At 39.9% G+C, this 11,845-nt stretch carries 10 protein-coding genes; 9 read left to right on the top strand and 1 reads right to left on the bottom strand.

From position 1 onward, the window contains the following. Positions 1-111 precede the first annotated feature (111 nt). From HYG93_RS11805 to HYG93_RS11765, 9 genes are all read left to right on the top strand, one after another. Positions 112-480 (top strand): hypothetical protein, encoded by a 369-nt coding sequence (locus HYG93_RS11805; RefSeq protein ID WP_106986062.1) that lies wholly within the window; start codon positions 112-114, stop codon positions 478-480. A gap of 287 nt (positions 481-767) precedes the next feature. Then, positions 768-1,784, top strand: a complete 1,017-nt coding sequence (locus tag HYG93_RS11800; protein ID WP_106986061.1) for an aspartate carbamoyltransferase catalytic subunit — start codon at positions 768-770, stop codon at positions 1,782-1,784. Between the two features lie 10 nt (positions 1,785-1,794). Then, positions 1,795-3,030 (top strand): dihydroorotase, encoded by a 1,236-nt coding sequence (locus HYG93_RS11795; protein ID WP_106986060.1) that lies wholly within the window; start codon positions 1,795-1,797, stop codon positions 3,028-3,030. A gap of 188 nt (positions 3,031-3,218) precedes the next feature. Continuing rightward, positions 3,219-4,676, top strand: a complete 1,458-nt coding sequence (locus HYG93_RS11790; RefSeq protein ID WP_117007020.1) for an OmpA family protein — start codon at positions 3,219-3,221, stop codon at positions 4,674-4,676. 105 nt (positions 4,677-4,781) lie between these two features. Then, positions 4,782-5,825, top strand: coding sequence for a hypothetical protein (locus HYG93_RS11785; protein ID WP_106986058.1), 1,044 nt, complete (start codon positions 4,782-4,784; stop codon positions 5,823-5,825). Between the two features lie 345 nt (positions 5,826-6,170). After that, complete coding sequence (locus HYG93_RS11780) at positions 6,171-6,968, top strand: Rossmann-like and DUF2520 domain-containing protein (RefSeq protein ID WP_256733462.1); 798 nt, start codon at positions 6,171-6,173, stop codon at positions 6,966-6,968. A gap of 35 nt (positions 6,969-7,003) precedes the next feature. Then, on the top strand, positions 7,004-7,675 hold the full coding sequence (locus HYG93_RS11775; RefSeq protein ID WP_106986057.1) for a class I SAM-dependent methyltransferase: 672 nt from the start codon (positions 7,004-7,006) through the stop codon (positions 7,673-7,675). 135 nt (positions 7,676-7,810) lie between these two features. Then, a complete protein-coding gene (locus HYG93_RS11770; RefSeq protein ID WP_117007018.1) occupies positions 7,811-9,424 on the top strand; it encodes a GMC family oxidoreductase in 1,614 nt (537 codons plus the stop codon). A 95-nt stretch (positions 9,425-9,519) separates the two neighbouring features. Next, positions 9,520-10,980, top strand: a complete 1,461-nt coding sequence (locus HYG93_RS11765) for a coniferyl aldehyde dehydrogenase (protein ID WP_178962496.1) — start codon at positions 9,520-9,522, stop codon at positions 10,978-10,980. A 57-nt stretch (positions 10,981-11,037) separates the two neighbouring features. Here the strand turns inward: HYG93_RS11765 and trmB are convergent, their stop codons facing one another. Continuing rightward, positions 11,038-11,754: a tRNA (guanosine(46)-N7)-methyltransferase TrmB gene (gene trmB, locus HYG93_RS11760; RefSeq protein ID WP_106986054.1), complete on the bottom strand. Its 717-nt coding sequence runs from the start codon at positions 11,752-11,754 to the stop codon at positions 11,038-11,040. Between the last annotated feature and the right edge of the window lie 91 nt (positions 11,755-11,845).

Here is an 11,845-nt window from a genome sequence, read left to right as displayed (position 1 = left end):
AGTGAGAATTTATGTGATTGGTATGTGTTTTGCTTAGTTACTGCTCGCGCCTGAGTATCTTCAGATATTCAGAGTTTTGCGCTTTTGAGATCATTTATTAAAAGGGGGAATATGATGCAACATGTCGAACAAGCCAGTAGTTCAGAAATATTTTCAGTTGCAACACTTTTATATGCACGAATGCGCCGTTTAGGTGTTCGTGTCATTGATGTGATGTATATGGTCGAGAATAAACAATATGCATATCACGTGATTAAGTTGGCTTTACAAGCACATGATACAGAACTTGATCGTTTAAGTGTTCGTTTACAGTTGATGATGGAGTTGGATGTAGAAGATGAAACACAAGTTGAATTGCCTGTCGCTGATACGCTTGTGGCTGAAATGAAAGAGGATCAAGAAGATCCATACTGCGAAGCAACAGAGGATGAGATTTATAAGGCGCAAGTTTCACACCATTATATTGGCGCTTTACGCTAGAGCATGATGCAGATATAAAGGCTGTTTTGCTCGCTGATGCGTATAATTTTAATACGTTTAGCTCTTACTTTAGAGAGTGAGGGCTAGATCGTTAAGTCGCGATCAGACAATACAGCAAAGGACTCATTATAATGATTTTGTTTAAATTATCTAATTGAATTTATACATAGGAATATAGAATTCTATTTTTTATTTCGGCTGAGCTTTGGTGCGATTGCTGAAAACTTCAACTGCCAATTTGCTAGATTCTCTGTATAATGCGTTAACTTAACGATAAGGAATCTCTCATGCACTTGGCGGCATTGCATACACCGAGCCAGATTCAACTCAACCAAGATGGTCACTTAAAACATTTCCTTACCATCGAAGGTCTTTCTAAAGAAACTCTCACAAAAATATTGGACACTGCACAGTCCTTTTTTAATGACCAAAATCAGCTTATTACCAATAATCTTCTTGAAGGCCGTACGGTAATGAACCTGTTTTTTGAAAATTCAACACGTACGCGTACCACATTTGAAGCTGCTGCAAAGCGCTTATCTGCCAATGTACTCAACATTGATATTGCACGTTCAAGTACATCAAAAGGCGAAACACTGCGTGATACGCTGTGGAATTTAGAAGCAATGGCGACGGATATTTTCGTAGTTCGTCATTCCTCTTCAGGTGCTGCTCACTTTATTGCAAAAGACGTTTGTCCAAACATTGCCATTATTAATGCAGGTGATGGTCGACATGCACATCCAACCCAAGCCATGTTGGATATGCTGACGATTCGCCGTGAAACTAAAAAGAATTTTGAAGATATTAGCATTGCCATTATTGGTGATATTAAACACTCGCGTGTTGCGCGTTCAGATGTTGCTGCACTGCAAACCTTAGGTTGTAAAGATATTCGTGTGATTGCACCAAATACACTTCTTCCTTATGGATTTGATGAATATGGCGAAGGTATTCGTCTATTTAATAATATGGAAGATGGCATTAAAGATTGTGACGTGATTATTACTTTACGCATTCAAAATGAACGTATTGATTCACCAGCACTTTCTTCACAAGCTGAATTTTACAAAATGTATGGCTTGAACAAAGAACGTCTTGCGATGGCAAAACCAGATTGTATCGTGATGCATCCTGGGCCAATGAACCGCGGTGTTGAAATTGACTCAAGTATTGCTGATGGCCCACAGTCTGTGATTTTAAATCAGGTAACGAACGGTATTGCAGTGCGTATGGCAGTTTTGGCTTTAGCAATGCAAGGTCAATTAGAAGAGAAAGGTTTGTTAGAAGCGGTTGCGGGATAAGGTAGAAGTCATGACTATTGTAAAAATTGAAAATGTACGTGTCTTAGACCCGATTCAAAATACTGACAGCGTGCAAACGGTTTATGTTGAAAATGGTCAATTGGTTGGCGCGACAGACAATGTTGCTGAAACAATAAACGGCCAAGGTAAATGGTTAATGCCAACCATGGTTGACTTATGTGCACGCTTACGTGAACCAGGTCAGCAGCAACACGGTACGCTTAAATCAGAAGGTAAAGCTGCCGTTGCAAATGGTATTTTGCATGTATTTACACCACCAGATTCAAAGCCAATTGTGCAAGACAATGGCGCCCTTATTCATGGTTTAGTTGAAAAAGCCATGTTGGATGGTGGTATTTATTTACAAGTGATTGGTGCACAAACCCAAGGTTTGAAAGGACAACAACCTGCCAATATGGCGGGCTTGAAAAAAGGTGGTTGTACCGCAGTTTCAAATGCCAATGCGCCATTTGCCAATGATGATGTGGTGATTCGTACTTTAGAATATGCAGCTGGCGTCAATATGACGGTAGTATTCTATGCTGAAGAGCACCAAATTGCGAAAGATGGCTGTGTGCATGAAGGCTTTATTGCATCTCGTCAAGGGTTGCCAATGATTCCAGCTTTAGCTGAAACAGTTGCGATTGCAAAATATCTATTAATGATTGAAGCAACAGGTGTACGTGCTCACTTTGGTTTATTGTCTTGTGGCGCGTCAGTTGAACTTATTAAAAATGCAAAAGCAAAAGGTTTACCAGTAACTTGTGATGTGGCTATGCATCAATTGCATTTAACGGATCAATTGATTGATGGCTTTAATTCATTGGCGCATGTGCGTCCGCCACTTCGTGATGAACAAGACAAAGCATTATTACGTCAAGGTGTAAAAGAAGGGGTGATTGATGCGATTTGTACGCATCATGAACCGCTTAGCAGTTCTGCCAAAATGGCGCCATTTGCTGAAACACAACCAGGCTTTACAGCATTTGATACGTTCATTCCATTTGGCGTACAACTGGTTAATGATGGTTTGCTTGAGCCACTAGAATGGGTGAAAAAAGTTACACTACAGCCTGCAATTGTTGCTCAAATGCAAACGCGTTGGGAACAAGAAGCAGGTTGGGTATTGGTTGATCCAGAGCTTGAATGGACAATTACAAAAGACAGTATTGTGTCGAACGGTAAAAATACTCCACTGATTGGCGCAACAGTAAAAGGTAAAGCACTGGTGACTTTTAAGGCTTAATTAAACGCTTTATGGTGTGCTCAGTTTGTATTTAAAAAGTCAGCTTCGGCTGGCTTTTTTTATGGTGTAAATACCACTTATCAAAGAAATACAATTATTCACAATGATTTAAATATTCAGGCATACACTTTAAAAGATTAGAAAGAAAAGAAATGAAAAAAGAACAAGGCTAAACAAGGAATATACTTATGACTGATTTATTAGAGCTGTTAAAACAACAGGTTTCAGCCATTGTATTAGATGGTGAAAGTGAGCATTTATTTGAAAAAAATAATGCATTAAACCAGTTTTATCCTATTTTACTCAGTGTTTTTAAAGCAAAGCCTGGCTTAATTGCCAGTTTGGCAGATCAGCTCAATCCATGTTTAATTGACATCTTTCAGTCTAATATTGGATTGAAAGAAAAGTTTTTGGACACTGTTTCAGGTGCTGCACCTGCACCAGAAATTGAACACACTTTAAATAAATCCATTATGCCAGTAATGGGTTTTTTACAATCTGAAGCAGGCTCATCTGACCCTGATGCGATTGTACATTTGATTGAAACCCATTTTGATGGAATCAAAAGGGCCTTACCACAGTGGGCAGCTGGAATGTTGGCCACTTTAGGTATTAATACGGCTATAGGTGAAACAGTACATCAGGCAGAAGTAAGACATGTAACAGAGCCTGTGGAAGAAAAAAAATCAGGTTCTTGGATCGCATTGATTGCCTTGGTTATTTTGGCTTTGCTGGCAGGCTTTTGGTTTAAATCTTGCTCTGAACGTAAGCAAGCGGAGACGGTTACTCCTGTACAAAGTAGCAGTAATCAACCTGCCAAATTCCAATTGAGTACCAATGCCCAAGGTGAACTATCGACTTGTCAGATTTATGTTAATAATGCCTCATATATGAATATTTTACAAAATGAGGTTAAACAAATTTTTACCCATCCAACAGGTTGTGGTGCCGAAACTGATGCGGCATACCATACGCAATTTATCGATCAGGAATCGATTCCATCGGTATTAAAATTGTTCAAAGGGGTGCCAAATGCCTCTTTAACATGGATGGGCGATCAACTCTCTATACAAACAGCAAATAATGCAGATGCAAATCGGTTGATATCACAAGTACAAGGTCTCGTGCCAAATATGAAGGTGGTTGGGCAACAACCCGTCGATATTAACAGTACAGTAGATAACAGTATTAGCAATGCACAAAAAGCCTTGGCAAGCATTAATCCAGATAAAATCCATGCTTTGGATGTAGCAACTGCATTAAATATGCAAATTATTAATTTTGCTTCAGGTTCAAGTGAAATTCCAAAAGCAAATCAATCGATTTTGGATCAGGCAGCTGCACTCATGCAACGTGCATCGCAAGTACAACTGACTATCAAAGGGTTTACAGATTCTGTTGGTAATGCTGAAGCCAACAAAGCTTTGTCTTTAAAACGTGCCGAAGCAATTAAAAATTATTTAGTTGCAAAAGGAGTCGACCCAGCACAATTGAAAGCCGAAGGTTATGGCCAAGAGCAACCAAAAGCAGACAATTCAACACCAGAAGGTCAATTCCAAAACCGTCGGATTGAATTTGAAGTGTTAAATACAGAGACGGGTAAAGTACGTGAAGTCACTAATCAAGGTGTCACTGAAGTGAAATAGTGTGTGTGAAATAAGATCGCTCTCAATGTTACGAGGGCGATCTTGTTTTTTTATGAAAATTTGCTTAAATTGGCCGCGAATAATAACAATTTTTGGTTTAAAACAATGAAATCTGTATTGATAACAGGTGTGGTGTGTAGTGGTTTGCTTCTGACTGCATGTGATCTACGCAAAAAAGACACCACAGCCACTGAAAACGCAAAGTTGCAAGATTGGAGCTGTAGTGCGCCAGCCAATGTGGAACAAATTCAAAACCATTTAAAAGAAGATTATTTATCTCAATTAGATCAACGGCTACGCCAATCGGGCTATGAGTCTGATCAGGTTTTATTAGAAAAAATCCGTAAAAATATTAAATTTGAAATTAGCCATATTGCGACGCATACAGAACAACCTGAGCAAGCAAAACAACTTGAATGTAGTAGCTTGCTGGTGGCGATCTTGCCGAAAGGCCTACAAAAGCGCGCAGAAAATGCGTATTTAGAAGAACCATGTGACGAGTGTGATGGCGAAGACACTGAATCTCCAAGTTCTTATACATTACAAGATTCAATTAAGAATGAGTGGAGTTCTTTAAAACTTCAAGACGATAAGATTAGTGGTTCAGACTTTAAATATAGCTTGGAACGCTCAGACAATGATGAAATTAGTTTGTCGGTAGAAAGTGCGAGTTTAGTGGGTTTGTCTGCTAAAATTTCAGAGTTAGCGGTAAATTTTGAGGCATATCAAAAACGTAATAAGGCCGATATTGAGGCCAACCAGCAAAGTGTAGAGGAATACAATAAAGAGAATGCTGCACAAACGGCCTTGGCGCAGAAAGCCCTCGATATTCGTCAAAAAGAAGTCGATGCAGAACAAAAAGCTGTGGTGGAACGTTTGAACAGTACATGGGATCGTTTTAGTCCAGAGCAAAAAACGGCACAACAACAAGACCAGTCTGATTGGTTCGAAAAACGTGATGTGGACTGTAAGGTAATTTCGCAAAAACGTGTATATGACTTAAAAGATAGCGAGCTTGAAACCTATCAACAGCAACATCGCTATTGGAACGATGTAATGGAAAAACAAAACCAAGCGATCCAATATAGTCAGTGTTTTGTGCAAAAAACCAAAGAGCGTACAGTATATTTGAATAACCTATTTAATTAAGCATTAGCGCTCTTTCAAAAATTAAAAAATGAACATTAATTGGTACTTAAATTATCAATGAAAGTCCCTTCTCCCTTTGGGATGAGGAATACATTCCGCAAGAGGATGAGGGGTTTTAAGTTTAAAAAACCTCTCCCTTGTGAATCAGTGCTTCTCATCTCCTCAAAGAGAGGGAATTTACATCATGAATTTTAATAGTTCAAAAAATGATTTATGAAAGAGATTTATTGAATATTCAAGCTTGAATATATAAGAAAAGTGACCACACGTTACTTTTAAAATCTGTATAAATAAAAAGGGATGAATTGAAGCATCCCTTTTTTCTTGGCATGCTTAGCTTTCAAGATGAATGAGAAGCATAAAATGCGAATTAGTTTTATTGGGGCTGGGCGGGTAGCACATCATTTTGCGCATGTATTGCAGCAACATCATCAGATTATCAATATTTATAGCCGTAGCTCTGAGGGCGCAAAGCAACTTGCGCAAGCGGTTGGCGCCGATGCCGTGGAGGACATCTCTCAATTAAACCCAAACGTAGATTTATTGATTATTGCGGTGAGCGATAGTGCAATTCGAACGGTGATTGAAGCAGTACATCCATATTTACTGCATACGCTTATTGTGCATACTTCAGGCAGTACCGACATCCAGCAGTTAAGCACTGTGCATGCTCGCTCTGGTGTGTTTTATCCGCTACAAACATTTAGCATGCAACGTGAAGTCGATTGGTTGAGTACGCCTTTGTTTGTAGAAGCTGTTGAGCCGGCAGACTTAGAGACTTTAACGATGCTGGCACAGCAATTGAGTCAGCGTGTTTATCAATACGACTCTGCACAGCGCTTGAGTCTGCATTTGGCAGCGGTGTATGCCTGTAATTTTAGCAATTATTGCTTTGACATGGCCAAGCAAGTAGTGGATGCCAAACAGGTCGATTTTAGTTTGCTATATCCCTTAATATTGGAGACCGCGCAAAAAGCCACTCAGTCAGACCCCCGAATGATGCAAACCGGCCCTGCGATGCGCGGTGATCAAAACATTATTGCCATGCATAGTGACATGTTGCTACACGCAGGACATGATGATTTAAAGGCAGTGTATACATTGATGAGTGAGCAAATTTTAAAACGTCATCATTCTATTTAAGTTGTAATGGACTAAATATCTAAAAGGAAAGCATTGTGGCAAAGGATTTTTGCAACCCGCAGGTGGTAGAGGGCTATGACCTGCATATCCGTAAATTGATTCCCGGTTATCAATTGGTTCATCAGCAGATTTTGGCAATACTGCAGGCGCATTTATCTCAAGATGCGCATGTGTTGATTGTTGGTGTTGGGACGGGCTACGAACTGGGCTATCTGCTACAAGCTTTTCCGCGATGCAGATTTACGGTTACAGAGCTTTCTCAGCCAATGCTGGACAAAGCCAAAGATTATGTGGCGTTGTGGAATAATGATAATCGGGTCAATTTTATCTTGGGTAGTCATATAGATTTTGAACATTCCCCTCAGTTTGATGCAGTTTTATCGATTTTGGTCACGCACTTTATTCCTTTTGAACACAAGCTGGAGTTTATGCAGGCTGCAAGACGCTGTATGAAAATGAATGGCATCTTTTTAACATTTGATTTAACTCAATTTTCTTTTAAGCAAGAAGCTGAAGCTTTACAGCAAATGTGTTTGATGAATGGGCTTTTAGAGAAGCAAGTGCAGGCGATGCAGAGCAGAATGCAGGATGATTTTTATGCATTAAGCACGCATGAAACTTTTAATCTATTACGTGAAGCTGGCTTTGTACAGGTGCACTCGTTTACTCAGGTTTTATCCTATCAAGGCTTTATTGCAGAGTATTAAACAGCTTGTTGAATTTTTTTATTGGTGACTTTTAAAAAAAGAGAGATTTATATAAAAACATAGATGTAGTGTTTGAGCATTCTGTGCTATTAAATAATTAGACACAAAAAATAAAAAGTCCAAAGGAAGAATAAAATGCAGCAGGAATTCGATTACATCATTATCGGCGGTGGTAGTGCGGGTTGTGTATTGGCCAGTCGTTTAAGCGAAGATCCCAATATTTCAGTATGTCTGCTAGAAGCTGGTGGCCAAGGAGATAGTTGGACGGTTAATGTACCTGCTGCATGTGTAATGAGTTTACCCACAAAAATTAATAATTGGGCTTTTGAAACTGTACCGCAAAAAGGACTTAATGGGCGCAAAGGCTACCAACCCCGAGGAAAATGCTTAGGTGGTTCTTCTGCTATTAATGCCATGATTTATATCCGCGGGCATCGCGCAGACTACGATGCATGGGCAGCGCAAGGCAATACTGGCTGGTCTTATGAAGAGGTATTGCCTTATTTCATTTGTTCCGAAAATAATGAACGCATTCAAAATGAATATCATGGCAATTCTGGCCCATTATCTGTGATTGATTTACGTACAGATAACCCAATTCATGCACGGTATATTGCGGCAGCCAAAAGTCAGGGTTATCGCATTTTAGATGATTTTAATGGTGCAGAGCAGGAAGGCTTGGGGGTATATCAAGTTACCCATATCAATGGTGAACGTTGTAGTGCTGCGCGTGCTTATTTATTTCCACATTTGCAACGCGCTAATTTGACGGTGTGGACCAAGGCCATGACGCACAAAATTATCATTGAGCATAAAACGGCTGTGGGGGTAGAAGTCGAGCATGCAGGTCAAGTTAAAACCATTAAAGCACGCAAAGAAGTCTTACTCAGTGCGGGTGCTATGCAGTCACCACAGATTCTAATGCTCTCTGGGATTGGAGATCAAACAGAGCTACAACAGCATGGCATTGAAGTGAAGCAGCATTTACCCGGCGTGGGCAAAAACTTCCATGATCACCCTGATTTTATTTTTGGTTATAGTGTACATGATACGCAAAATACCTTTGGTATTTCGATACCTGGTTCAATGTCGATGTTTAAGCAGATTCAGCGTTATCGTAAAGAACGTCGAGGCATGATTAGCTCGAACTTTGCTGAATGTGGTGGTTTCTTAAAAAGTGATCCAGCGTTAGAGATTCCTAACTTACAGTTACACTTTGTGGTCGCTTTGGTTGATGATCATGCTCGTAAGTTTCATGCCAGTCATGGTGTGTCGTGCCATGTATGTTTGTTAAATCCACGCAGTCGTGGCAGTGTGAAACTCAGTGGCAATAAAATCTCAGATCCATTATTGCTTAATCCAAATTTTTTAGGTGATGATCGAGATTTGGAAGATTTGGTTAAGGGCTTTAAATTAACTCGGCAATTGATGCAAGATCCAGTCCTAGCAGAAATGTACAAAGAAGATTTATTTACTTCAAATGTTAAAACGGATGAGGACATTCGAGAAATATTGCGTAATCGCGTAGATACGGTTTATCACCCTGTGGGCAGTTGTAAAATGGGGATTGATGAAATGGCTGTAGTGGACCCAGAGTTAAGGGTTTATGGTATACAAAATTTACGTGTGATTGATGCTTCAATTATGCCTTCAGTGGTCAATGGTAACACCAATGCACCTGTGATTATGATTGCCGAAAAGGCAGTTGATTTACTTCGCGAAGCAAATAAACGTCAACAAGTGGCTTAAAGAGATATGTTGTGGTACTGATATCACATTTGGTTTTATCGGACACTGACTATGTTAAAAAGCACAGCTAAAACAAAAAGAAAAGGATACTTGTCATGACACTAGCACACAGCTTAGATCAACATACTGAAGTGATCAATAAAGTAGAACATACATTGTTAAACGATGAAAAACTACAGGGTATTTTTGAGTTACAACAGCAGGCTTTCGCACAGCAACCTTATGCCAGTTATGAACAGCGTAAGCAACATTTACTGACACTGCAGCAGATGTTGGTCGAACATCAGGATGATATTGCACAGGCGATTAGTCGTGATTTTTCCAACCGTAGTGTAGATGAAACGCGTTTGTTTGAAATTATGACCAGTCTAAATGGCATTAAGCATAGTTTGAAGCATTTGAAACAATGGATGAAGCCCAGCAAGCGTGATATCGGTATCTTGTTTCAGCCAGCATCTGGTTATGTGATGTATCAGCCTGTTGGGGTAGTGGGAATTGTTGTACCTTGGAATTATCCGCTATTTTTAGCTTTGGGGCCTTTGGCACAGGCTTTGGCAGCAGGTAATCATGTCATGCTTAAAATGAGTGAGTACACACCTGAATTTTCAGCCTTGTTTAAGAAGCTTATTGCTGAAAAGTACCCACAAAGTCATGTCAATGTCATTACAGGTGATGCACAAATAGCACAACAATTCACGAAATTACCCTTTGATCATTTGTTATTTACTGGGGCGACAGCGATAGCACCGCATGTGCTACACGCTGCTGCAGACAATTTAACACCTGTCACTTTGGAACTTGGTGGTAAATCACCGGTGATTGTTGCTGTAGATGCAGACTTAAAAGAAAGCGCAAGACGTTTGGCATTTGGTAAAACCATGAATGCAGGTCAAACCTGTGTTGCACCTGATTATGCTTTTGTGCATGAAAGCCAACAAGAGACATTTATTCAAGCCTATTTTGAGGCTTTAAGAGGTTTTTATCCTAATAGCATTCAGCAAAATGCTGATTACACGGCTATCGTGAATGAACGCCAATTTGAACGGCTAAAACATTATTTAAGCGATGCGAAAGTGAAAGGTGCCAGCATATTTAATGATGACATCTTAAATGATGAACGCCGTATGGCGCATTCGATCGTCACAAATGTAAGCGATGATATGTTATTGATGCAAAATGAAATTTTTGGACCGATTTTGCCACTCAAAACGTATACGCATATTGATGAAGCGATTGCCTATATTAATGCGCATGAGCGACCTTTGGCATTGTATTACTTTGGCTATAACAAAATAGAGCAACAAAAAGTATTACATGCCACGCATAGTGGTGGCGTGTGTTTAAATGAAACGCTGATGACTGCTGGCATGGAAGATATGCCTTTTGGTGGGATTGGGGCATCGGGGATGGGGCATTATCATGGGCATGAGGGATTTAAAACTTTTAGTCATGCTAAATCTGTCTTTGTAAGGCCGAAGTTTAGTTTAATGAAGCTGATTTACCCGCCTTATGGTACTTGGATTCAGCAGTTTATTTATCGCATGTTTATTCGTTAAACGAACAAGTAAAAAATAAAAAAAGCGCTCTATTGAGCGCTTTTTTAAACATTTGGATTAAGAAATTTTCTTAAAGATAAAGTCATTAATTTTATGACCAGCTTCTAAACCACGACGTTCAAATTTAGTTTGTGGACGCCAATCTGGACGTGGGTAGCTGTTGCCTTTACCTGCAAGATTTTCTAAGCGTGGACGTTCTTCAAGAACTTCAATCATCCACTCTGCGTACGGTTCCCAATCTGTTGCAGCATGGAATGTACCACCTAGCTCAAGCTTTTGCTCAACCAGTGGCATACGATCATGCGATACAAAACGGCGCTTGAAGTGACGTTTCTTCTGCCATGGATCTGGGAAATAAAGCTGTACAGCATTAATGCTATTGTCTGGCATTTCACGAAGGACTTGAATTGCATCTGCATCCAAGACACGTAAGTTTTTAAGTTCTGCCATACCTGCTTCAAATACACACTGTGCAATACCCGGTACATGAACTTCAATACCGACATAGTTACGTTCAGGATTGGCTTTGGCCATAAGCACCAATGAACGACCCATACCAAAACCGATTTCGACAGTTAAAGGGCGCTCTGGGTGTTCGAAGTGTTGACGTAAGTCACCCACAGGGTATTCCAAAATTAGGTGACCATATTGTTCAAGCGCAGTACGTTGAGAGGTGTTCAGCGGTGCTGAGCGACGCATAAACGTAACAATTTCACGCTGTTCGTTTAAGTTGTCCAGCTCCACGACTTGCTGGTCTAATTGATCGTTCGACATAACTTTGGCAAATCTAAAAAATTCAGAATGCGGTATTTTAAGTCCTGAGCGAAACAAGTCAAATTTTTTAGCCGAAAATGAGCAGATTAGC

This window comes from Acinetobacter sp. SwsAc6, from assembly GCF_013391565.1.
GTDB lineage: Bacteria > Pseudomonadota > Gammaproteobacteria > Pseudomonadales > Moraxellaceae > Acinetobacter > Acinetobacter cumulans.
Note: the sequence above shows the minus strand (reverse complement) of the source record. Positions and strands in the feature narration are given on the sequence as shown.